General features: G+C 29.6%; 28 protein-coding genes. 3 read left to right on the top strand and 25 right to left on the bottom strand.

Annotation, left to right across the window (positions count from 1 at the left end):
- Window positions 1–19 precede the first annotated feature (19 nt).
- The 7 genes from RWO76_RS00830 to RWO76_RS00800 all read right to left on the bottom strand — a co-directional run bounded on the left by RWO76_RS00830 (window position 20) and on the right by RWO76_RS00800 (window position 6305).
- Window positions 20–373 (bottom strand): PH domain-containing protein, encoded by a 354-nt coding sequence (locus RWO76_RS00830; RefSeq protein WP_006702919.1) that lies wholly within the window; start codon window positions 371–373, stop codon window positions 20–22.
- Window positions 374–403: 30 nt separating this feature from the next.
- Window positions 404–1270: a type II restriction endonuclease gene (locus tag RWO76_RS00825; protein WP_314353670.1), complete on the bottom strand. Its 867-nt coding sequence runs from the start codon at window positions 1268–1270 to the stop codon at window positions 404–406.
- Complete coding sequence (locus tag RWO76_RS00820) at window positions 1258–2028, bottom strand: site-specific DNA-methyltransferase (protein ID WP_314353669.1); 771 nt, start codon at window positions 2026–2028, stop codon at window positions 1258–1260. The genes RWO76_RS00825 and RWO76_RS00820 overlap by 13 nt, the downstream gene beginning before the upstream one ends.
- Before the next feature lie 24 nt (window positions 2029–2052).
- Entirely contained in the window at window positions 2053–2907 is an 855-nt protein-coding gene (locus tag RWO76_RS00815) for a DNA adenine methylase (protein ID WP_314353667.1), read from the bottom strand.
- A gap of 165 nt (window positions 2908–3072) precedes the next feature.
- On the bottom strand, window positions 3073–5025 hold the full coding sequence (locus RWO76_RS00810) for an AAA family ATPase (protein ID WP_314353665.1): 1953 nt from the start codon (window positions 5023–5025) through the stop codon (window positions 3073–3075).
- 75 nt (window positions 5026–5100) lie between these two features.
- The gene (locus RWO76_RS00805) at window positions 5101–5706 is read right to left on the bottom strand and encodes a hypothetical protein (protein ID WP_314353663.1); all 606 of its coding nucleotides are present in this window, start codon (window positions 5704–5706) and stop codon (window positions 5101–5103) included.
- 272 nt (window positions 5707–5978) lie between these two features.
- Entirely contained in the window at window positions 5979–6305 is a 327-nt protein-coding gene (locus RWO76_RS00800) for a hypothetical protein (protein WP_314353661.1), read from the bottom strand.
- Window positions 6306–6460: 155 nt separating this feature from the next.
- Here RWO76_RS00800 and RWO76_RS00795 point away from each other — a divergent pair, with 155 nt between their 5' ends.
- From RWO76_RS00795 to RWO76_RS00785, 3 genes are all read left to right on the top strand, one after another.
- Window positions 6461–6913 carry a DUF3290 family protein gene (locus RWO76_RS00795; RefSeq protein ID WP_314353659.1) on the top strand — a complete coding sequence of 151 codons (453 nt, stop codon included), beginning with the start codon at window positions 6461–6463 and terminating at the stop codon, window positions 6911–6913.
- Window positions 6913–7542, top strand: a complete 630-nt coding sequence (locus RWO76_RS00790) for a DUF421 domain-containing protein (protein WP_399543027.1) — start codon at window positions 6913–6915, stop codon at window positions 7540–7542. Before RWO76_RS00795 ends, RWO76_RS00790 begins: the two co-directional genes overlap by 1 nt.
- 142 nt (window positions 7543–7684) lie before the next feature.
- Entirely contained in the window at window positions 7685–7882 is a 198-nt protein-coding gene (locus tag RWO76_RS00785; protein ID WP_314077447.1) for a CsbD family protein, read from the top strand.
- A gap of 103 nt (window positions 7883–7985) precedes the next feature.
- On the opposite strand, the gene RWO76_RS00780 is transcribed toward RWO76_RS00785, so the two are convergent.
- The 18 genes from RWO76_RS00780 to RWO76_RS00695 form a co-directional block, all read right to left on the bottom strand.
- Window positions 7986–8744: a TraX family protein gene (locus RWO76_RS00780; RefSeq protein WP_314353657.1), complete on the bottom strand. Its 759-nt coding sequence runs from the start codon at window positions 8742–8744 to the stop codon at window positions 7986–7988.
- 140 nt (window positions 8745–8884) lie between these two features.
- Complete coding sequence (gene yghU, locus RWO76_RS00775; RefSeq protein ID WP_314353656.1) at window positions 8885–9673, bottom strand: glutathione-dependent disulfide-bond oxidoreductase; 789 nt, start codon at window positions 9671–9673, stop codon at window positions 8885–8887.
- A gap of 17 nt (window positions 9674–9690) precedes the next feature.
- A complete protein-coding gene (locus tag RWO76_RS00770; RefSeq protein ID WP_314353654.1) occupies window positions 9691–10221 on the bottom strand; it encodes a DUF4865 family protein in 531 nt (176 codons plus the stop codon).
- 74 nt (window positions 10222–10295) lie between these two features.
- Entirely contained in the window at window positions 10296–10931 is a 636-nt protein-coding gene (locus RWO76_RS00765) for a hypothetical protein (RefSeq protein WP_314353653.1), read from the bottom strand.
- Between the two features lie 181 nt (window positions 10932–11112).
- Window positions 11113–11928, bottom strand: a complete 816-nt coding sequence (locus RWO76_RS00760) for an endonuclease/exonuclease/phosphatase family protein (protein ID WP_314353651.1) — start codon at window positions 11926–11928, stop codon at window positions 11113–11115.
- A 51-nt stretch (window positions 11929–11979) separates the two neighbouring features.
- The gene (locus tag RWO76_RS00755; protein WP_314353650.1) at window positions 11980–14160 is read right to left on the bottom strand and encodes a PTS transporter subunit IIBC; all 2181 of its coding nucleotides are present in this window, start codon (window positions 14158–14160) and stop codon (window positions 11980–11982) included.
- Window positions 14161–14330: 170 nt separating this feature from the next.
- Complete coding sequence (locus RWO76_RS00750) at window positions 14331–14675, bottom strand: hypothetical protein (protein ID WP_314353649.1); 345 nt, start codon at window positions 14673–14675, stop codon at window positions 14331–14333.
- Complete coding sequence (locus tag RWO76_RS00745) at window positions 14659–15462, bottom strand: hypothetical protein (RefSeq protein ID WP_314353647.1); 804 nt, start codon at window positions 15460–15462, stop codon at window positions 14659–14661. The genes RWO76_RS00750 and RWO76_RS00745 overlap by 17 nt, the downstream gene beginning before the upstream one ends.
- Before the next feature lie 1056 nt (window positions 15463–16518).
- The gene (locus RWO76_RS00740; RefSeq protein ID WP_314353646.1) at window positions 16519–16737 is read right to left on the bottom strand and encodes a hypothetical protein; all 219 of its coding nucleotides are present in this window, start codon (window positions 16735–16737) and stop codon (window positions 16519–16521) included.
- Between the two features lie 292 nt (window positions 16738–17029).
- Window positions 17030–17371 carry a PTS lactose/cellobiose transporter subunit IIA gene (locus tag RWO76_RS00735; protein ID WP_314256034.1) on the bottom strand — a complete coding sequence of 114 codons (342 nt, stop codon included), beginning with the start codon at window positions 17369–17371 and terminating at the stop codon, window positions 17030–17032.
- A gap of 4 nt (window positions 17372–17375) precedes the next feature.
- Window positions 17376–17693, bottom strand: a complete 318-nt coding sequence (locus tag RWO76_RS00730) for a PTS sugar transporter subunit IIB (protein WP_314078737.1) — start codon at window positions 17691–17693, stop codon at window positions 17376–17378.
- A 1-nt stretch (window position 17694) separates the two neighbouring features.
- Window positions 17695–18999 (bottom strand): PTS transporter subunit EIIC, encoded by a 1305-nt coding sequence (locus RWO76_RS00725; protein ID WP_314353644.1) that lies wholly within the window; start codon window positions 18997–18999, stop codon window positions 17695–17697.
- Between the two features lie 12 nt (window positions 19000–19011).
- On the bottom strand, window positions 19012–19626 hold the full coding sequence (locus RWO76_RS00720; RefSeq protein ID WP_314078732.1) for a hypothetical protein: 615 nt from the start codon (window positions 19624–19626) through the stop codon (window positions 19012–19014).
- A gap of 91 nt (window positions 19627–19717) precedes the next feature.
- Window positions 19718–21577, bottom strand: a complete 1860-nt coding sequence (locus RWO76_RS00715; RefSeq protein WP_314353643.1) for a BglG family transcription antiterminator — start codon at window positions 21575–21577, stop codon at window positions 19718–19720.
- 931 nt (window positions 21578–22508) lie between these two features.
- Window positions 22509–22964 carry a DUF4274 domain-containing protein gene (locus tag RWO76_RS00710; RefSeq protein WP_314353641.1) on the bottom strand — a complete coding sequence of 152 codons (456 nt, stop codon included), beginning with the start codon at window positions 22962–22964 and terminating at the stop codon, window positions 22509–22511.
- Window positions 22965–23012: 48 nt separating this feature from the next.
- Window positions 23013–23465 carry a YrhA family protein gene (locus RWO76_RS00705; RefSeq protein WP_314353639.1) on the bottom strand — a complete coding sequence of 151 codons (453 nt, stop codon included), beginning with the start codon at window positions 23463–23465 and terminating at the stop codon, window positions 23013–23015.
- Between the two features lie 12 nt (window positions 23466–23477).
- Window positions 23478–24284: an HNH endonuclease signature motif containing protein gene (locus RWO76_RS00700; protein ID WP_314353638.1), complete on the bottom strand. Its 807-nt coding sequence runs from the start codon at window positions 24282–24284 to the stop codon at window positions 23478–23480.
- A gap of 44 nt (window positions 24285–24328) precedes the next feature.
- A complete protein-coding gene (locus RWO76_RS00695; protein WP_314353636.1) occupies window positions 24329–24688 on the bottom strand; it encodes a hypothetical protein in 360 nt (119 codons plus the stop codon).
- Window positions 24689–24818 lie beyond the last annotated feature (130 nt).

The following is a 24818-nucleotide window of genomic DNA, read 5'->3' as shown; positions in this document are numbered from 1 at the left end:
TCATCCACGGTAAATCATTTTACAAAATATATTCAGCGAGTAAACGTTCAAAGGTGCGAATATTAATATCTCTCTTCAATTGAATCTTAATATTACCTGCCCTTGTCCACAATTCTACTTCTGAAGTGAAATCTAACATTCCAGCATTTTCAGTAGACCACATATGAACAGAACTATAGGGTAGAGAATAAATCTCCACCTTACTTCCAGTTAATCCTTGAACATCCTTAACAATTAATCGCTTATTGGTAAAAATCGCCACATCACGAACAGTTCTAAATGCTCGTTCTGCTACTTCACCATTAATTAATAATTCCTGAACATCATGCGGCACTGGAATTTCTTTATAAAATATCCAACTTAAATTAGTCATAGTTTTAGTTCTCCATTCCTAAGTTAGACTTTAAAGTAATTCTTTTAAAATACCATTTTTCAAATCATTAATATTATATAAATACGGTAATACTTCAAAAGTTTCTCTTAAGTTTTTCTTTGCTTGAAACCATCCTTGACCATCTGTAAACCATACAAACTCTACATTTGGAATTGTTTTTGCTTCCTCTGTAATCATTTTATAGGAACGTGCTGTCTCATTTAATTTTGATCCACCACCAGAATAGAAATTAGTCTCTATTAAGTAAACTATAGAATCTCTTTTTATAACAAAATCAAATCGTTTTGATGTATTCCCTTCATTTGTAATTGCAGATAAATCAACATTAAATAACTCTTCAACTTCATTTTGATAGATTTCTTTATATAAATTAACCCCCATCACAAATCCTTCTTGTTCCAAATAACTTTGAACAATATTTTCCATTGTGTGACCCGTACGATTTTTTCTTCCGTTAGTATCCATCCCTACTTCAACACCTGTTACATAATCAAACAAATTAGCAACCAAGTGATTACTTAACAAGTCAAATACTCCTGATTTTTCCATAAAATCTGCATATTCTTCTGGTGAATAATTAGGTTTCTTAAACTTGAAATAAAAATCTTTTTCTACATCTTTTACTAAAATAGTATCGTTTAATCTCTTTGCAACAATAATTGGAATAGCTTTTAAAATTTCTGGATATTTATCTAACAATTCTAAAAACTCACTACGAATATTTTTACTTCCTAGTAAACTATTCATAATATTCAAAGGAATTTTAATTTCATTCACATTTCTATATACTTTAGGAAAATCTACATAATATGTCCAATCTGCAATTGAATCTGTCATAGTTGATAACCATTGGTTGAAATCTCTCATTTGTTCCATTTTTCATTCTCCAATCTTGTTTTAGCAATTTCTAAATAGTCTTTTTCTGCATCAATTCCAATAAACTTTCTACCCAACCTTTTAGCAGCAACACCAGTAGTTCCACTGCCAACAAAAGGATCTAAAATACAATCTCCTTTTTGAGTTGATGCCAAAATAATTCGTTCTAATAAATATTCTGGTTTCTGAGTTGGATGTTTTCCAGCCCACTTTTCTGCCTTTTTAGTTAGGGAACCTGTCCAAACATCTTTCATTTGTTTTCCATCATTGATTTCTTTCATTAATTCATAATTATAATAATGACGTGCATTCTTATCATTCTTTCTCGCCCAAAGAATTGTTTCTGTTGAATGAGTAAAATATCTACACGACAAGTTTGGCGCTGGATTTGTTTTTTGCCAAGTAATATTATTTAAAATTTTAAATCCCTCTTGTTCCAATGCCATACCAACAGAATATATATTATGAAGGCTACCTGAAATCCAAATTGTACCATTCGGTTTCAAAACTGTTCTTGCTAACCTAATCCATTGGCGGTTAAACTGATGTTTTTCTTCAAATGATGAAACTTTATCCCAATCTCCCTTATCAACAGATACTACTTGTCCTCCTGAATTCGAAATTCCTCCATTACTTAAAAAATATGGTGGATCAGCAAATATCATATCAACTGTTTCAGGCTTAATTTTGGATAAAACATCAAATGTATCTCCATGAATTAGCATCATATGCTGCTTCTTATAAAATGCTTTAACCATCATAATCTCCCCTTTATTTAGAACTTATTTCTTATAATTCGTTACTATTATTTCTGAAATGGTTCCTCGGCTTGAAAGTTTAGCTCCATTCATACGATTAGCTTCTACAAAATGAATATTAAAATCACTGTATAATTCTTCAACTAAAGGACTTGAAGAATTAGATAACATTAAATAAGCTCCTCTTTCATTTAGCATCTTAAACATATCACGTAATCTTACTTGATCTTCATAAGTAAATCCTTCTGATGTATACGATGTAAAGGCACTAGTAGCTGAAATTGGTATATAAGGTGGATCGAAATAAACAAAATCTCCCTCACCAACGTCTTCCAATGCTTTTTCAAAATCTCCATTTAATATATGAATATTATTATTATTAAGATAATTTGAAATGGAATTGATTAAATCTGGATTTACAATCTTAGGATTTTTATATTTTCCATACGGTACATTAAATTGATTTTTAGAATTTACTCTATACAAACCATTGAAATTCACTCTTAACATATAGAGGATTCGAGCAGCTCTTTCTACATTTGACATCCTTTCTAATCTGCCATCTCTATCTGCTGCACGAATATCTAAATAATATTCCTTTGAATTATTATTTTTATGTTCCTCTAAAAGTGTTATTAATTCTAATGGATTTTCTTTTATTACTTTATAGCTATTTATAAGTTCTTCATTAAAATCATTAATATATGCGTTTTCTGGACATAATTCAAAAAACAAAGCACCACCACCAATAAAAGGCTCAAAATAACGATTATATTTTACTGGCATAAGTTCTTTAATTGTTGGTATTAGTTGTCTTTTACCACCTGTCCACTTTGTAAAAGGTTGTAATTTTTTTTGTTCTTTTTGTGTTGTTTCCATATTTTTATTATATCATATAGGGGTTAACACTCCAATTTATAAAATAATAGTACACTATAACAAGGCTTCAAAATATTTTTCACTTAATATTCTTCTAATAAAATAATTTAATCAAAAAGCCTTCCAAAAATAGAAGGCATTATAATCTTATTATAGATTAATATTTTAAAATTTTGTCTCAAATGAAAAGTAATTATTAACAATATATTCTTTTAAATTAGAATCTGTTAAAATTCTTTGCTTGGCTTTTTCTATATAACGTTTATCTAAATGCTTATTTGCAATTTCTTTACTAATTTTTTCTTTCAAATTACAATTTTTTAAAAGTTCTGAATAATTCTTATCTTCAACAATTTTTCTTATTTGTTGTTTCTTTTCCTCAAATAATATTTCTATATTATAACTAGAAATATTATTTAATCCCTTTTGAATTTCCTCTAGTTTTTTATATTTTTCAATATTCTCAGTTTTTAAATAATTTTCTAGACATTTTTTCACATGAGTTATTGATATTTGATCTACATTTTTTTCAACAGTAGTAAAAAATTCCCTTTTAAATTTTTCAATTGTATCTGTATATTCTTGAGGAACAATATTTCTCATTACTTCTTCCATTATATTTTCTTCAAAAAATAGCATTTCAATTTCATTAAATTGAAGAACTTCTATTTGATCCTCTTTATATACTTTTATTTCATCTTCAGTTAGATTATCTAAATCTATAATACCATATGCGGTATTTAAATCTTCCAATTTATTTACTGCTCTTACATTATTGATAACTTTAGTATGTCCTCCAGAAGGAATAACTGTATATTTTTCACCTAATAATCCGTTATAAATAGTATAGTCTAAACTACTTTTATCCCCTTCGCAAAATAAATAAGGCTTTGAACTTCCTAATATTTCTGTCAACATTTGCTTAGGTAATTCATTTTCTGCCGTTAATAGTTCCAACTTCCATTCATTTGGATAAATAAATTCTTTTATCCACGCAATTTGTGAATTACTTCTTCCTAACACAAAATCAACTGAATGAGTAATAAATAAAAATTGTGTATTTGGCTTTTCTTCTTTCAATTTATCCCAAAATAAATTTGAAATAGAAGGATTTAAATATGTTTCTGGTTCATCAACAATTATTAATCCATCATCCTTAGCCATTAAAACACTAATTGCATAATAGAGTACAACTTTTTCTCCTTCTGACAAACCATTAACTGAATATTTTCTTTCATTTTTTTCTACTAGTAATGGGATGTCAGCACCCATAATAAAATTTAACTGTATATCTTGAAATAATAATTCAAATATTTTTTTTACTTTTTCGAATACAGTATTGTCTTTTTTTATTTCTTTATCCCCAGATTGAAGTTTATATAAAACGTTTGTATACTCTGTCTGCATTGCTATTATCAGTTTAGTAAATTGATTACTCATTAATTTAAAAAAATCATATGTAGATTGTGTATTTTTAGATACTTTAATACTATTTTCTAAAAGTTCATCTTTAATATCATGTTTATCAACTCTTAACAAATTAGCTTCATTAATATTAAAATTTAATACTTTTTGTGCTCCTATCACAGATATAGAATTAAATGTACTTCCTTTTAGATAATTAGCTAAAAATGATTTTCCTTTTCCATTTCCTCCAATCAAAACTATATCTTTTTCAATTTCTGAAAACCTTTTCAAAACTACAAGACTATTTATATCATGATCTAACTTTTTCCAATTTAATACATTTATAAAATTTTCCAAACTATTATCTTCTTTTTTAAAATATTTCATTTCATATGGAAAATCAAATTCATTTAAAATATTATTATAGTACTGACTTATTTTGGTTTGTTTTATTTCTGTATTCAAATTGAAATAATGTTCTAACCAGAAAATTTTCTCATTTAAAGTTCCTATAACTTTATCGAACAATTGTTCAAACGAAAGTGAAGAAAATTTATAATTTCCTGTTTCATCATTATATATTTGTTCCTTATATTGAGGATACTTTATATTATATTCATATTTTAATTTATCTTTACTTCTATTTAAAATTTCAATGTACTCTCTTAAATCAGTAATTTTACTTTTTAATTCTTGTTCATTAATTGACATTTAACTTTTCCTCTTATTTTCCTTATTAATTTTAGATATTTTCTTCAAAAATTTTTAACTTAATAATCTATAAATTCAGTTTAACTCTTCAAATAAAGGATTTCTTATTAATTTAATTCCTGCTTTTTCATATCTAGCAAATATATTTTTTTCATCCCAATCTTCTGGCATTCCATTCTTTAAAAGTTCTTTATCCTCCGATATAGTTATCAATGCGACATAATAATACTCTTTTATTCTTTTTTTCAGTTCATCTTTCAATTTAGAAGTAAATTCTGAAGGATTTTTTGCTAAAACTTCAATAGGTTTCTGAATATATCTTTTTTTAGGAATTATATGTTCATAACGCAAAAATAATTTCCCATCTTGTACCTTTAACCCATTTTCTTTAAAATACTCCCATGCTTTTTCACTAAAAAAATCAACTTCAACTCTATGATCTAATTTTCCTTTAATTTTATATTTTTCTCGTATAGATTTTCTTAACTTCTTACGAATATTTTTATCAAAACTTTTTATACCTGCTTCAGATATGAAACTGTGATCGTTATATAGATTAATCCATTCATCTCTAAGTTCACTTTCCATTTCGTGATATAAAGAATATCTTGCTTTATAGTGGCAATATAATAATTCTGTCATTTTATCTACGTCAATACTTCTAATAAATTCAGATTTCATAAAAAATCTCCTTTAATTATAATAATTTTTACATTTCTTCAACTTTTATTATTTCAAAGTAATAAAAATTTATTTTGATTAGTATTATACATATTTTCATTATATATCATTTCTTCAAAGTTAAAAACGTTTTAAAAATATAAAACTAAAACCTTATTTCATTTTCTATTAAACACCCTCCCACATTTCCCTAACAAAAAAGTACTCTACTAAACGTAAAGTACTTTGATTACTCTATTTGATTTTTCCTGACAAGTTATACCTTAACATGTTTAATGAACAAATATTAATATCACAAAAAGTGAAATGATTTCTAATATATAAGTCATTACTAGTATTAGAATCCAATTTAGCAAAACTTTAACAAAAAAATTTTGTTTGATAAACTCTATTTTTTTCCAATTTAATAACCAGACACTTCCAACGGCTGGTACGATACTCCATTGATGTACTAGTATCCATCTAAAAATGGAATATTCGTATTCTCCGTTTTTTTCAATATATAGATGAGCCATTTCCGATGTTGCTAGTGCAGAAACTAAGAATACAATAGCCACTAGTGTCTTCTGTTTTAGTGTTAATGATTGTTTTTCTTTCATCTCTGTTTCACTCTTTCTTGAATTTTAACAAAAGTATACATAATTTCTTTTTATGAGTAAAGATTTATTCATAAAACGCCTCCAATAATCTAAAAACATTGTCCTTATATCATAAATGTCTTATAATAAATTCATTCAAAAAAAGGAGGTTCTTTATGAAATTTTATTCATATGAATATGTGTTAAATCAAATCAGTCAGCAAGATTGGGTAATGGTTATTCTTTCTGCATTACTGATTCTTATCACTGCATTTTTTGCTTTTAAAGCTTATCAAGATAAACGTGGTAGTAAGTTTCGTGAATTGTCGCTTATTTCAATTTTAGCTTTAGTTGCTGTTGTTTTAATGGGAATTTCTAATTTTCAAAGTAATCAATCTACAAATAATCAATTCCGTAACTCTCTACACTTTATTGAAATTGTTTCAAAAGAATTAGGTGTAGATAAGGAAAAGATATATGTCAACACTTCTGCTACGACTGATGGAGCAATTATTAAAGTTGGCGATCAATTCTATCGTGCTTTAAACGGCTCTAACAAAGATAGCTATTTATTAGAAAAGATGGAATTATATAAATCAGATGTTGAACTGGTGGAGGTTAAAAAATAATGAGCTTTTTTATTATAATTGCTATTAAGTTAGCTTTAGGTCTTATTTCTTTAGTATTTGTTATTAATGTAACTGGTAAAGGAAATTTAGCACCAAGTTCTGCAGTAGACCAAGTACAAAACTTTGTTCTCGGGGGAATTCTTGGTGGGATTATTTACAATAGTTCGATTTCAATTCTTCAGTATGTTGTTATTTTAATTATTTGGACTATTTTAATTTTACTATTGAAATGGTTGAATACGAATGTTTCAATGATTAAACATTTAATTGATGGTAAACCTGTGATAATTATCAAAAATGGAAAGTTAGATCCAGAAGCTTGTCGTTCAAAAGGTTTATCTGCTGCAGATGTGGCACTTAAATTACGTTCTCAAGGTGTATTCCAATTAAAAGATGTTAAACGAGCGGTGATTGAACAAAATGGTCAATTCATTATCGTTAGATTTGGGGATGAAAATCCTAAATACCCTATTATTACGGACGGTGTAGTTCAAACAGAAATTTTAGACACGATTAGTAAGTCTGAAGAATGGTTAATGGAAGAATTACAAAAAGAAGGCTATGATAATGTAGCAGATATCTTCATTGCTGAATATGACAAAGGTCAGATTAATGTTGTAACTTATTAATATTTTGATGAATGCTCAGTAAATTTGCTGAGCATTTAATTTGCTTATGTAAATTAGAATATATATACTTTAGTTACTATCTAGTTTAATGATGATTACTCTTCTTTGAATTAGGTATAATCTAATAAATGGAGGTAATCTCATGTCAGCAGAAGAAAAATTAAATCAAGTTGCTGGTTCTATCAAAGAAGGTTTTGGTAAATTAACTGGCGACAAAAAACTTGAATCTGAAGGCGCTACTGAACAAGTAGTTTCTAAAGTAAAAGAAGTTGCTGAAGACGCTAAAGATGCTGTTGAAGGCGCTATTGAAGGTGTTAAAAACATCTTTAAAAAAGATTAATAACGATTAAATCTTTACAAATCAAAACACGCTCAATTTAAAACTGAGCGTGTTTTTTTCTTTTATGAATTTAATGTTTCAATCATGAACATATAATAATACTTTATTCAGAAATATCTGAAGTTGGACTTGTTTTTTCTTTCTTTTCTCGATGAATGAAATGAATTGCAATAATTGAGAATACCATCGTCCATTGAAGGCTATATGGATGTAAAAGAAAACTAAAGATACTATAAACAAGGATTAATAAATATTGAATTCCTCTTCTTTTTCTAAAAATATAAAATAACCAACCTAATATTACCATCATTACTCCAGTATGAACTACAAAGAGACTTGGTAACATTAACATTACTGCTCCCACGATATAATACACAATAGCTTTCGAAAACGTTGGTTTCAAAAAGAACATTCCAATTTCAAATACTAAAAACGATAGGATAAAAGGTAATAAAATCATTCCTATTCCTTGGAACAGTGGAATATAATTTTTTCTTCCTAATTGTTTACGATACTTTCTTAAATAATCAGTTCCAACATTGAACATAGCAACAATTAGTAATGTCATGAAGATATTTTCATAACTTTGCCATCCTATCGGTACAATAAAATGATCAATCAGTCCATACCCAAGAGATAACAACCAACTCAATAGAAGTAATCCAATCATTATTTTCTTTTTATTAGTTGCATGGTAGAAACTATCTGCAAATAAAAATAACAAAATAGGATAAACAATGCGACCTACAATTGACAAATAAAGTGATGTATCCAAACTAAACAGTAATGGTCGAAAACTATCGAATATCATTAAGAAAATTGCAAAATAAATTAATTTTGAACGATTTGTATAATTTTTCATAAGTTCTCCTTTATTTTACGATAATAACTGAATGATAACAGTTAATTTAGGATAAGTAAATGTTCTTTGACACAAAAAAAAGAATTATGCAACTATATATCGCCTAATTCCTTTTCTAATTTTTTCTCTTAAACTACAAACTATAAACTCTTATACTCTACTTCTAGTCCTTTTTGAACAGCAGGTCTCTTTTCGATTCGTTTTGCCCATTCCACTAAGTGTGTGTAGCTAGATGCATCTAAAAATTCTGCTGAATTTTGATATAATTTATCTAATACTAATTGTCCATACCAAGACCAAATCGCAATATCCGCAATTGTATACTCTTCTCCTGCAATATAAGGTCTTGTTGCTAATTCTTTATCTAGTAAATCTAATTGACGTTTGGTTTCCATTGTAAAACGATTGATGTCATATTCAATTTTTTCAGGAGCATAATTAAAGAAATGTCCAAATCCTCCACCGACAAATGGTGCTGAACCTGCTTGCCAAAATAACCAGTTTAATACTTCAGTACGTTTTTCAACTTCTTTTGGAAGAAATTGTCCAAATTTCTCAGCAAGGTATAATAAGATATTCGCTGATTCAAAGATTCTAATATCGTTTGCACTAGATTGATCTAATAATGTAGGAATTTTTGAGTTTGGATTTACTTCGACAAAGCCAGTTCCGAACTGTTCTCCATCCATAATAGAGATTTTATATAAGTCATAGTCCGCTTCTTTGATTCCTAATGCTAATAATTCTTCTAATAAAATCGTCACTTTTACACCATTTGGAGTTCCTAGAGAATATAATTGGAAAGGTTTCTCCCCTTTTGGTAATACTTGTTCAAAGCGTGCCCCTGCAGTTGGACGGTTAATGCCTGAAAATTTTCCTTGATTGCTATCTGCAGCACTCCACACACGTGGTAATTCATAATTTGTCATATTATTCTCCTTTAATTTTACTGTTCTAATGATAAATGTAAGATTTCATAAATATTTGTACCTTCCATTTGTTCTGGTATTTCTTCAAAAAAATAATATTCCTTACATTGCCATTTTTCTGGATTATAAACTAATAATTGACTCAGACTATTGTCAAAGTTGTTTGAAAAACTTAAACGTTCCATTTGAGTAGATTCTGAGATTTCTCTTGTTATTTCTAAACAATAACGACTGCTATTAAAGTTTTCCTTTTTCTCAAATGCTAATGGAATTGCTGTAGAAATAGTTTGCCATCCAAATGACTTCAGAATATTATCATAAAATCCATCCCATATAAATTGATTCATTCCTACTGAATCTTTCCATAAATATAATGGAGCATATTCTTTTTTGATGTTATTTTTACTATTTTCTACAGAGATAAGATACACTTTAAAGAGTAAATCTTTAAAACCATCCATTTTATGTCCATTTTCTCGAACTCGTTCTCTAATAATGTTCATATCAAATGAATCTGGTAATTTTATTTTATATTGCATTGATATCATATTAATTTTCCTTTCTAAAAAAGACTTTTATCCGTAGTTTCACTGCTCCTACATCAAAAAGTCTCAGTCTAAGCTTATTTCAAATTATTCGCTCTTTGATTCATTTCATCTGCAGCTCGATTTAAGCCACGGGTTTGGTATTCATAAGCTGCTCTTTCGTAACGATCAATATCTTGTTGTCTTCTACGTTCTGCATCTTGCTCACTTGCAAGTCTAGATTGTTCAGCATTGAAAGCATCATTGTTATTACCAGATGGAGCAGAATAATCTCCACCTCCACTATAACTACCTGATCCCGATCCAAATTCATTGAAAAGAATACCTAGCGCAATGGCTAGTACAACAATTGTAATGACAATGGCTAAAGCAACTTGTAATAAAAATGTAGATAGTAAAATTAACGCTGCACTTAGTAATGTTTTCAGAATAAACCCTTTTCGAATTAAATGGATTTTAAAATAATCCAAAATCAATACACTCACTGGAGCAAAAATTAAACCCATTTTATGGAAATTTAACCATCCTAAAATAGAATTGTCCGGTGCTGAAGGTAATTGAGCACTTTGGAATCCTGTAAGAGAGTTCGTAGTCACAATAGGGGCTTGACTTTGTTTATATCCAAGATACATCGTCATAGCTGCAATCACTGTATAAACTACAATTGTAATGATTTGTTGTTTACGTGTTAATTGTAAAAAATTCTTTATCATCTTTATACCTCGCTTTTTAAACTAACCTTTATTTTACAGGATAAGAGATTTCTAGTAAACAATTATGAATACTTGTAGAATATCCCCGACTCTATCCTTCGTTAATCCTAATAAAGTTCGCATATCAATATCCAGGCATGTAAAAAAGGTTAGGATACTTTTCCTAACCTTTTTCCTTCTTTTATTTCCAATTTAACTGAGCGTTTAAGCCAAAGTGGTCACTCACTTGAGGACTATTTTTACCGTCAAAAACAACATGTAGATTTTCTACTTCTAACTCTTTAGTGGTAAAAACATAGTCAATGCGGAGTGGTTCTGTATTCCCCTTCCATCCATCAATTTCCGGTGGAACGGTATAGCTACCACTTTTCTCTTTAGCAACTTCAAATGCATCTTGTAAACCTAATGGACTAGCTAAAATGGCTTGGTATCCTTCTTGCCCAGCTGGGTTGTTGAAATCTCCAGCTAAGAATAAAGGCTTGTTCAATGATTTCAATACAGTCTCAAATCTTGCCCATTCTTCTTGGAAACCTTTATCCCACCAAGAAAGGTGCACACTAGCAACTGCAAGTTCCTTACCATCCACAACCGTTTCAGCTAAGGCAACTCGACGAGTATGATAGTCTGTTGGATCATCTACGTCTGAGACCAAAACTTCTTTAGCTTCGATTGGTGTTTTAGATAAAATCGCTACTCCTTCATGGTAACGATCATAACCAATATGATTATAGGACCAAGTCCAGTAATAATTTCTGCCGCTTTCAGCTAATTTTTCCACCAAAAGTCTCACATAGTGATCTTGGTGAATCGGTTCTGCTGATGGCAAAGCTTTATAAAAGTCATCGACTTTTACTTCTGGAGAAGTGATTTCTTGATTGACTTCTTGAAAACAAATCAAATCATAATTCTTATCAAGAATATCTTGAAGTAAAAGATTGAATTTTTCTTCTGCTTCTTTCTCCATCCAGCTATGAGTATTCAGTGTTAAAAATTTCATATTTTTCTCCTAAAACAAGAGGTTGGAAAATAGATTCCAACCTCAAGACTATTATAATTCTACTTTAGCAACTACTGTTTTAGCTGCATGAGAACCTGTTTGTTCTAAATTAACTGATTTAATAACATCACCATTTGTGAAGACAACAATTGTTGAAGTTTCACGACCTGCTCCACGAATAGCATCCAAGTCAGCTGTAACAAGTAAATCACCTGCTGCAACTTTTTGTCCTTCAGCAACATGAACGGTAAATGGTTTTCCTTCAAGACTTACTGTGTCTAATCCAATATGAACAAGTACTTCAAGACCTGCTTCAGTCACAAGACCAAGAGCATGTTTTGTAGGGAAGATGCTTGATACAGTACCTGAAACTGGAGATACAATGTTTCCATTTGCAGGTTCTACAGCAAATCCATCACCCATCATTTTTTGAGCAAATACTGGATCTTTTACTTGTTCCAAAGCAACAACTTGACCGTCTGCTACTGAGTAAACTTCCTCAGTAAGACCTTTGAATTGAACAGTGTTTTGTTGCGCTTCTGTCATTTGACTTGGAAGAGTTTCAGGAATGATTTCACCTGAATCAAGGATATCTTGGATATCAGATTTCAATACGTCTGCTTTTGGACCGTAGATAGCTTGAACTCCTTGTCCTTTCATGACAAGACCCATAGCTCCTTCTGCTTTCCATTGTTCTGCATCACCGACTTTATCAGCATCTTTTACAGTTACACGAAGACGAGTCATACATGCATCAACATCAACGATGTTTGCACGTCCACCAAGAAGGTTGATAATGTTTACAGCTTGAGAACCTGCTGCAACTTTCACTTCGCTGCTAGCTTCTTCTGAACCTTCAGCAGTTTCGTAGTTTCCGTTACGTCCTGGAGTTGCGTAGTTGAATTTTTGAATCATGAAGTTTGCGATAAAGTACATGATTACGGCAAAGAGAACAGTTACCCAGATAAAGTTAACAATATCCATACCGATACCAGCGCTAATCGCAATAGGTGTACGAGTCAAGAACTCGATTGAACCGAATGAGTGCATACGTAGGTTTACTACATCAGACATAGCGAAGGCCGCACCTTGAACAAGTGAGTAAACAAGGTACATAGGTGTTGCTACAAACATGAACATGTATTCGATTGGTTCAGTAACCCCTGTCAAGAATGTTGCAAGAGCTGTCGCAATCATCATACCTTTATATTGATGTTTCTTATCAGCATCGACATTACGGTAGATAGCCACAATCACACCCATCAAGATACCGAATGAACCGATCATTTGTCCAACTTTGAAACGAGCTGGATGTACTGTATCTAACAAGTGTTGGTATTGACCTGCGTCAGTACCTTTAAGGTTTACAAGGTCAGTTACCCATGCAAGCCAAAGTGGATCTTGACCAAATACTTGGCTACCTTTTGCTGCACCAGTTAAGACTTCATAAGTACCACCAAGAGCTGTGTAGTTCATTGGGATAGTCAACATGTGGTGAAGACCAAATGGCAAGAGCAAGCGTTCCAATGTACCATACAAGAATGGTGCAAGGATTGGAGCAGTTTCTTGTGAGTTAGCAATCCAGATACCAAAGCTATTGATACCAGTTTGCACAAGTGGCCAGAAAGCTGAAAGTACGATTGCAGCAATTACTGAACGAAGAATAACTACAAACGGTACAAAACGTTTTCCGTTAAAGAATGAAAGTGCATCAGGAAGCTTACGGAAGTTGTAGTATTTGTTGTAAGCAGTTGCTCCAATAAAACCAGAAATAATCCCTACGAAGACACCCATGTTAAGTGCTGGAGCTTCCATAACACTGATAAAGTAATCAGAAACTTTGATTGATCCACCCAATAGTGTTGAAACCATAGCATTTGGATCTTTTAGCATATCGCCAGATACGCCAAAGATTGTACCTGTGATACGGTTGATAAGGATAAAGGCAAGACCAGCAGCAAAAGCACCACCAGCGCGTTCTTTAGCCCAGCTTCCTCCGATAGCAAGGGCGAACAAGATATGAAGGTTAACGATAACTCCCCAACCGATTTGCTCTAGTACACCACCAGTAATTACAAGTGGTGAAAAGTTAGGGTTAATCATCACTAGCGACTTACCGATTGAAATCATCAATCCAGCCGCTGGCATAACAGCGATAACCACCATCAAAGCCTTACCGAATTTTTGCCAAAACTCGAAAGACAATATATTTTTGAATGTCTCTTTCATCATTCAAATCTCCTTTATTTTTTAATTTTAGGCAAACGTTTGCATTACCTATAGACTCATTATAACATTTTACTATTCTTTGTAAAGTATTTTATATAAAGAATTCTTTCCATTGTAAAGCGACCCCAAAAAGTCCATCTTTTTGGGGTCACTTCATTTTCAACATTCTTCCATTAAAAACTATACAGTAGGTAGATCAATAAATAGAAAATCAGTACAAAGGAAAGTTCTATTAATATCGTAGCGACTATAGTTAGAAACCAATTCAATAATCCTTTAACGATGAAATTTCCCTCTATCAATTCTAATTTTGTCCATTTCAATATCCAAACACTAGCAAAAGCTGGAATAATACTCCAGAAATGGACTTTCATCCATCCTAAAATAGTAAAATCAAAATCACCTTCTTTTAATATATGAATTCTAGCAAAAATCATCGTAATCAATGCTGAAACTAAAAAAACGGAAAAGGTATTACTTTTCTGTTGTCGTGTCAGTCTTTTAAACTGTTGAATCATACTCTTGATCTCTCCTTTCTTGGCTTAACTTCATACGATTATAGTAATATAACGGAATGATTGCAAATACCCTCATCCAGTCAAATCTAGATGGATATAAGAGAAAAATAAGAATACTGAAGATGAATAAAATGAGAGCTTGAATCTTTCTTTTTTCTCTAAAGATATAAAACAACCAACCCAATAATACTACTGCGGCTCCACCTCCGACTGTTAAAAGACTAGGTGTTATTATAAAAATGAATGAAGCTATATCTTCTAACATTGGTGGAAAAGCTCTTGCCCGTCCAAATGTCATTCCTATTTCAAATAATGGAATCGTTATAATAATAGGCGTTAAAATCATTCCTATTCCTTTAAATAATGAAGATGCAGATTTATGTTTATAAGCATCGACTAGAAAATCCCAACCATAATTTAACAAACCAATTATAAATAATGTAGTGAAGATATTTTTATAAATGAGCCATTCAAACGTTCTAAAGAATGTAGTCCCCATATCATTGAAACCAAACCTTGTTAGTAAATCAAAAAATGTTCGATTTATAAGAATGACAACTGGCATGACCACACTCATTATAAATAAGTGTAACATGAATTTCTTTTTATTATTACTTGAATAGAAACTATCTGCAAAGAAGAATAAGAGCATCGTAAAAACGATACGATCGACGATTCTTAAATACGGTAATAACTTAAAATTAAACAATGATTCGATAATTGAAATGATGAGCAAAAAGAAAATTGTGGCATATACCAATTTGGTTTGTTGTTTAAATAATTTCATAACGGATCCTTCCCTATTAAATTTCATTTTAATTTTATCGTATATAAACAATTCCGTAAACCATTTACAATAGCTCACACAAGTATCTTTACAAATTGACAAGCATTTCTTCCTTTGTTAGACTACACACATTGGATATCTTTTTTTAAAACCAAATTATTCTTCAAGTGAAAGTGATTGCTCTGTACTCCTATTCAAGGGAATCACTTATTGAATACTTTGAGAATTTGGTCTTGTATTTTTCGGTATCCAATATTAATTCTAACATTCGGTGGTATGATCGACAACCGAAAACTTTCAAAATGTCTTTCAGCAGTCTGCGGCACTGTCTCACCATAGAGAAGAGCCGATTTTTTATTTCTTAAAATTGTTTTTCCTCACTGCAAATCTTTTGTATTTAAAACTCTCTTTCATAAAAATACTCAAAATAAAAATGACTTTTCATTGTAACTCTAAGAACATGGATTTGTTTATTCCTATTGCTACATTTGAAAAAGTCATTTCTAAACTTTTATATAATAATATTTTTAATTCTAAAATAAAATAGTGAATCCTTACATAATATCCCGACCATAGGACACGAAATAAACGATTATTACTAGAATCAAAAGAAGAATCAATTTCATGATGATAGTTGTTATAAGCACTAGAACCCAACTAATGATAAATTTAAAGAAAAAATTCTTATTCGTTAATTGAATTTGATAATGATTCCATACAAATACATTTATAAATGCGGGCAAAATACTCCAAAGGTGATTTCTTATCCAACCTAATATTGAGAAATCACCTCCTGGATTCATAAAAAAGGCTAACAGCATCGTTATGATTGCAGAAACCACGAGGTTTGAAAATAAAATTAATTTTTGCTCTGAGTTTAATGGTTTAAAATTTTGTAGCATTATCTTTTCTCACTTTCGAAAATATGAACTCATTGGTCGAACTAAATTTACAGTCTAACATCACTGTTCTCCTTCATTATACTCCAATAATCAGACTTTTTTGAAGAAAATTTTTAGTTTTAAAATGCTATATGACAAAAATAACTTTAAAGCACTATATCACTTCAATATCTTTTATAATACTCTCATTAAATCCAACGTAAGGATGTTTGTTTGTTTCTATTGTTATTTCATCATATAATTCCTCTTCCGTATCTAATTTTCCGGTAAAAGTATTACAATGTCCTTCTAAAATATGTCCATCCTTAAATGTAACTCGTATATCTTTTCCTAAATATTGTTCTAAATTCATTTTCGGTTTTTCTTTTTTCATTATCTTATTGTACACCGTAATTCTAGTATTTCTTTGTCGAAAAAACAATCTCATAAATTCACATAAAAATAGAAATGACTTTTTCTGTGACAACAAACCTTACGTTTGCGAATTATTTGCGTCCAATACTATATTAAAAAATACTTTTTGAACTAAAAAAGGAATTAATTAACTTGAAATTAATTAATTCCTCTGATAATTCTGCATTATCATTTCTATTTTACAACGGGCATATTTTTTAAAGTAGTTTCAAATAAGTTAACTATTTGAAAAATCAAATACTTTACAAAATTTACACTTTTGTATTTAATTTAGTTTCTAACATGTTTACTTTTTCAGTTAATTTTACAATTTCCTTAGTTAAATCATTTATTACCAAACTTGTCATTAAATGATCCTGACTGTGAATTGTTATTAGATTTAACTGTACATCACTTTCATTTGCTTCTAAACATATTAATTTTGTTTGATCATTATGAGCTTCTACAAGAGATAAATGAGCTTGCTTCAAACACTCTTCACATTTTTCCTTATCATTCTTAATGATACTTTCAATAGCTTCTAATGATTTACTTCTCGCCTCACCTGCATTTATTATAATAGACATAACAGTTTGTACTTGTTCATCATTCATAACTTTAACCTTCTGAAATTAAATTTAATGCATCATCTAATACCTTAGCACCGTTCATAGAACCATAATCAATTATATTGATTATTGAGAATTTTACACCTAATTGAGAGCATTTTTCTTTATATTTTTCTTCCAAAAACTTAACTTGAGGTCCTAATAAAACTAAATCAATTTTTTCAGTTTCTAAAACTTCTTCTGCTTGTGCCTCTGCTTTTGCAAAGATTGAAACTTCTATATTTTTTTCATCAGCTACTTTTAACATTCTAGATACCAACATACTAGTACTCATTCCAGCTGAACAAACTAACATTATTTTTTTCATATTATTTTACTCCATTTTTATCTAAAAGAATTTGATTTTTTTCTTGTATTTTAAAGAAAGGATAGTATATAAATACACTAATTACTACTAACACTAATGTGAATATTACATTTCTCCAGTCAAAGCTAGACAAATAGGCTTGAGCAAAAAATGGTGTGAAAGATGGATCAACAAGATAACCATTTGATATAATATTTAGATTTTCTGCAACATAAGTTAGTAATAATGAAACAATTGGTGTTAAAATAAATGGAATTCCTAAAATAGGATTAAAAACTATTGGAAGGCCAAATATTACTGGTTCATTAATTGAGCAAATACCGGGAATAAGAGATAATTTACCTATTGTTCGATATTGAGGAACTTTACTTTTCATCATTAATAAAACTAATCCTAGTGTATTTCCCGCACCACCTAATACTGCAATTCTAAACATCTGTAGATTCATAGCATGAGTCATAACTTCACCATTCGAAAATTGTTCCGCATTTAAACCAGTTTGTGCAATTCCTAATGTAAATACTATCGGGAATATAATTGAACTTCCATTTATTCCAAATAACCATAATAATTGTCCAATGGTAACAATAATTATGAATCCCCAGATACTTCCTGCAACATTTATTCCTGGTGTTAAAATTTTCATAACAATAGCAGGGAATTTATCACCTAAGTAACTAATAAACAATAAATTGGTTCCATAGAAAATAATTATATTTACTAATAAAGGTAACAATGAATTGATAAAATTTGATACCATAGGTGGAACTGTATCAGGAAGTTTAATTTTAAAATTATTTTTTTCAAATAATCTTGTTAATTCTACTGAAATTAATCCAATAATAATCGCAATAAATAGACCATTAGAACCTAAAAATTCAGTATCAATTTTTCCTTCTACTACCTTAGTACAAACCAACAAATAAGACACAATAGAAATTAAACCATTTGTAGCAGCATCAAGTTTATAATTTTTTGCTAATGAATAAGCAATTCCGAATACACTCAAAATTCCAATCAAACCAAATGTTAAATTATAAGGAAGTGTAATTGCATCATAATTTTGAACTGCCCAATTTTTCCATAGAGCTAGAAATTTCAGAAGAAAATTCGCATTATTAAAATCAAAATTATCCATATTAATTGGAGGATTTGCAATAATCAAAAAGAAAGCACCAATTACCATAAAAGGTAAAGAAAAGAACATACCTGATGATATAGCCTTTAAGTGTCTCTGATTAGCCAACTTATATGCGAATGGACTTAATATATCATTTAACTTTTCAAGAAAATTTTTTTTACTCATGATAAAACTCTCCTAACTTTGCCAATTATTAAATTTAAACTCTGTTTCAGTCCTACTACTTGAATAATATTTTTCTAACAGTTTTTCATATTCTTCTTTATAATTATTGTCTACTTCTGCTTGAGGAAAGACTTTGCTCGCTTCCTTTAAAAAGTGCTCAGAACCTCTACCAAGTTCTTGCCCTCTTAAAGTATGTTTATCTAAGGCAATATCTGGTATCTCTGGAACATATCCCATTGCAAAATTTTTTATAATAATATTTTTTAGTAAATCAGATGAGCGATCTTTCATAGATTCACACATTAATCTAATTGCATGAATAAAGAACATTGCCCGATCTGGTTCGGCATACAAAAATTCTTTTCTCATTGTATTTAAAGATTGAACAATTACTGCCATCTGTGGATTTCCCATTCCAACATCTTCTACTGAAATTGCTAATAATCTTCTCCATAATTTTTCTTCCATTTGAGGAGATGTAATATACATTTCATATGCAAATTCACATGCTTCTCTTTCTTTCCCCCTACGTATACTTTTTTGTAATGAAGAAATCACCTCATCAGCGGCTAAATCATTTCTCGTTCTCATACGAGCCCAAGGATCACTTACATATTTTTTACTCATCTTTTATTCCTCCTTCTTTATTTATAGTTTTATTATAGTTCTGGCATATATTAAACTCCATACAAAAAACTACCGTATATAAAACGGTAGTTTAATGTAATATCTCTAATAAAGCTTCATACGAGGAATTATTAATTAGATAATTTATTCTATTCTCATCAAAAAAAACATTACTAATTTTATCGTAGAATTCTTCAAGATTTTTATTTTTTTCATTTCCTATAGAAATCAAAAAAATAACTTGAACTCTACGACTCTCCCATAAAATAGGACGTTTTAATGTTGCAACTATAACGAAGCTAGACTCACTCATCATTTCATATGGGTGAGGAATTGCTACTAAATTTTCTAAATCAGTTTTTCCCATTTTTTCTCTTTTAAGAACTGATTCTAAAAAATTATCAGAAGTTAAATTATTTTTCTTAGCACAATTGCACATTTCCTTTATTATATCTTCTTTTTTATCTAAATCTAAATTTGGAATAAACAATTCTCTCGAGAAGTACTTCAACCAACTCTCAGAAACAGACTCTTCTAACTGTTTTCGATATCTATATATATCCTCTTTTCTTGGAAATAAATTAATCTCTAGTATTGGAACAGTAAACTTCATATTTAGGTGTGTTGTCGTAAAAATATAATCAATATTATTTTTTTCAAAATCAAATTTTTTTATATCTTCAACACTACATTCATAAATATTCCCTAAAAAATCTCCAAAGTCTCTTTTACACTTAAATTTTAAAAGATTACTGCTCCTCAAACCTGATTCACAAACTAAAATTATATTTTTCTTCCGTTTATGCTCATTTTTCTGTTCCAATGACAATGCAAAAATAATTGTAATTAAACCAATTTCTTCCTCTGGAAGTCGCTTATTATAATACGATTCTAATATAATACTTCCGGTAAGCGCAATTGTATATGATAAAGAGTATTCTCTTTTTAATTCATCTAATAAAGGATTTTTGATAAAAATGTCATATTTCATTCTAATATCCATTAATACCAAATGTTTGCTTAGTGATAAAATCAAGTCTAAATCATCGCTAAAATCAATTCTTAGAGTGCTATTTATAATATCTAACATTTTTAATACGAGATTATTAATTCTATTTGTAATTACAAAATTTGGTGCGAATTTTATATATGAATCAGAAGGAAGTACAGAAACAAACTGTAACATGAAAGCATCCGATTCTTTTCTGCAAAAGGCTATGCTAAACATATTTTCAATAATATTAATATATTCTCTAGTAATTTTTTTTAGTGTATCACTAAACTTTTCATTTTGGTAAGGAGCTAAAATACGGTGATTTTTACTAATTCTATTAATTGAAACAATAATATATTTCATAAAATAGTCGAATGAAATTTCAGACATTGAGATTCCGTTTTTAATATTCTCTTCAACAATACTTTTAATTAGTTGTTCATATTTTCTAATATTGATTTCGTCACTATAATTATTTATAATACAAATTCGTTTATCTAATTCTGAACCAACAATTCTAACACCATAATTAGGTCGTCTTTCAATTTCTAAATTATATATAGCTAAATCGTTTTCAATTTTCTTTAAAATATTCGAAATAGTATTTCTAGATATATACAATTCCTCACTCAAATAATCAATTTTCACAAAATTTTCTTCATTCAATAGTGTTTTTAAAATAAATTTTTTTCTTTCATCTGTTGTATTTGGAAAATTAATTTCATTTGACTCCTCTATAAGTTTATCAAATAATTGATGATTCTTTATCTCTAATAAATACCCATAATGTTTCTTTGAAATAATAGTTGCACCATATTTTTCTATCATTTCATTAATTTCTTTAATCCTATTTCTAAATGTTTTATCACTAATCGATAACTCTTTTGATAAATCACGTGAAGTCTTAAATTCATTTTCAGAAAGTCTAGTTAAAATCTCATATAAATTTGCATCCATATCAAATACTCCTATTCTACACTACAAATTCTAAACCTAATGAAAATGTTCGTCAATATATCGAATATTTTATGAATTAAATTTTTTCAAAAAAATAAGCATTTGTAACAATACGAAAAAATTTATCTGCTAAATAATTTTTTCTGTGAGAATAAGACTCACTTTTACAAACTTACTTACATCCATTGGTACTTCGTGTCAATTCAAACACTTTTAGTAGTATAATTTTTCTCTCTAAAGATTTTTAGATAACCATTAATATTATTTCCAAATATTTGAAAAGAAATACAAAAACCAAAGCTTATTTCTAAATTTTTGAAAATAACTATCTCTAAGACACCTCTCATAAACGAAAAAACACCCTATGGTATAACCCAAAAGTGTCGAAATACTGTTGTGCTGATTATTGAAAACTATCCGATAAATAATGTACTTATCTTCAGTAGATTTTTAGCCACTACATAGCCAATAACTTGACTTTATTGACTTGTAAATTTTAAAATGTAATTAAACATTGGAAGGAAAATCAGGTTGAGTCTTTGACTCTTCGGGTTGCAGTGCTATCCCTGAAACTTCGTTTTCTAAAGAACTGAAATTGCGATTGAACAATTCGCCCCCAGTGTTAGATCGCTCTTGACTTAGGTCGGGAGCTTTTTTTCTGTATTAACTATTGAGGAATTTGATTCTTTCAAGTAGTCATTCCATTCCATAGTTCCTGTTTTTATGCTAATTATGGAAAGTTAAAAGTAACTTCACTTTGTTTAATATTTTAGAATATTCTCATAATATTAAAATGATTATAGCTGATTTTCTTTGACTTCCTCAAACCATTTTTTTCAAACTCTAGACGTGGAATCAATTCTTCATTCTTGTCATAACACCCTTCATAGCTATAGCGACTGTCAAGAGTATCATATTGTTATTCTTATTTTTAAAGACGAATATGTAAATCTTTTCCTAACACTCCGTCTAAAATAAACGAATCGAAATTAGGATTCAACTTATTTAATTTGAACTTTTGAATTTTTGTTATTTCATGCTGAAAAGAGATACTTCCATTAGGATATTTCTTTTTCAAAATTTTATCATAAACTTCCTTTATAAAATCTTTCCAAGATTTCGATAAGCGATTTGCAAAAATAGCCTCTCCTTCAAGTAAATATTGTATACCGTCTGCTCGATGAAAAGCTAATAAAGTCACTGGGAGAGTACAATTAGGATGATTAATAATTGCCTCTGGAACTTCAAAACCATTATACCAGTTATAATTATCAAGCAAGACAAAGAGTTCATCTTCACTATTAATAGATTTAACTAGTTCCACAGCTTTATCATTGCTTTCAGAATATAAAATATATGATAGTTTATTCAATTTTGTTTCATCCATTTTTAATACTTCAATTAAAAAATTATTTATCATATTTTACCTATCTTTTTATGAGGCATATTCAATAGCATCTGAAAGAAAACTTTCAAGTAAATCATCCAAAGAATTAAATTTCTCTACTACCTCCGCAGATGGCATATCTAATTCTAAATATTCATAGTTACTAGGATTATATACAAACCAACTAATATTGTTCTCTCCTATAAAAATAAACTGTTTATTATCTTCAACTTCATGCCAAATTTTATTATACTCAAAGAAATCATAAATCTCAGCAGAACAAGTATCATCTGTTTTTAAACCATAAAGTACACTCCCATTAAAGTCAAGACCATTTACTTTTGTTAAAAATCGTGAATATTCTTGTTCTGTAAATATTTTAACTTCATTTGTTTCATTTTTGTTAAGAGATTTAATTTTATCTAAATCAATTGGAGAATTTAACTTTTCCCCATAACCAGATTCAATTCTTTCTATTTTTTCTAAAAGTTCAAGCCACATTTATTTACCTCACTAATTATATATGTTTTTTCCAATGATTTGCCACAAAACTTCCTTACTTTCCCCGATTTTCATTGTTCTAGCAATACTGTTTTGATAATTGGTAACAACTTTATGGTAAGGTTCATTCTTTATCAGGACCAAATTGCTAAAGTCGTTGGTTCCACTATCATCAAGTGGCAATTCATGGTGCACTTGATATCCTTTCGGCACCAACCCATCTTTCAACTTTTGAATATCCGTTTCACTAAGCCCATGAGATTTCAAATTTTTAATATCTGATGAAATTGATTTCAAAAAATCTTTTCGAACAAACTTATTAAAATCATTTCTTAATTCTTTTAGAACACTTCTATCACGTTTCACATAATTTATTTTCTTCATTTCTATGTCATATAAAGTGATATCCTCACCTCTAAGCTTTCCAACAAAAAGGCTTCGAGACTCACTTATGTCTCTTGAAACGTTTTCAACTGTTTCTTCGCTGAACTCTTGTCGAGCTTTCTTGCCGGCTTGTTCTGCGGCTTCCTTCGCCCCCTTAGCCACATCATCCACTTTATTGCTATAAAAAGCCTTACGCGCTCGGAGTCTAGAAAGACTTGCATTTTCTACATTCTTCGCTTTAGAAGCCAGATTGTCCAGGCTCTTTCCTAGACCTGTATCTCCCAGACTCTTGCTTATTTTTTCCAACTGCATCATTTGACTACCAGTTGAAGCCTCTCGTACGACTCTTACAGTCGGTACTTCTAATGTAAACTGCTTGGCTCGCTCCATTCCTTCTTGAGCAACCTTTCTTAGGTTTAAAACTTTTTCATACACTGAATTTTTTAGCTGACGGGCGAGTTGTTTTCGATAGGGAATGATTACTTATATTCTGCATCAGAAACTTCATGAGCTTTTTTCAACAATTCTTCAAATTCTTTTTCGGAGAAATAGTGTCTCTTTCTATCTGTATCAATAAGAAGAAATTCTGGATTATCTCTTAAAAATTGTATGTTAGCATCTTCTTGACTAATTTTTGATTTCCAAAATCCGAAATTAGCATAATTAATTAATTCTTCACCATCATGTTCTCCTGCTAAATAGCTATCCACTGCTTCTTTAGGGATTTCTTTAGAAACCTCTGGCATGGTGATATTGAAAGTCGGATACTTTAAAATATACTTACCATTGGCTTCATAAATTTCTAACATATCACCTTTCTTTGATGGTATTTCTTTCATTATTATTTACTCCATAATTCTTTAATGTTCAATTTATCTTAAGAACTCTATCAATCACGAATTCTACTACACCACACATAGCTAATCCTGTAGCATAACTAAAAACTCTGTAAAGTTAATAGCTACTAAC

The sequence above is a fragment of the uncultured Granulicatella sp. genome (assembly GCF_963521425.1).
Lineage (GTDB): Bacteria > Bacillota > Bacilli > Lactobacillales > Aerococcaceae > Granulicatella.
Note: the sequence above shows the minus strand (reverse complement) of the source record. Positions and strands in the feature narration are given on the sequence as shown.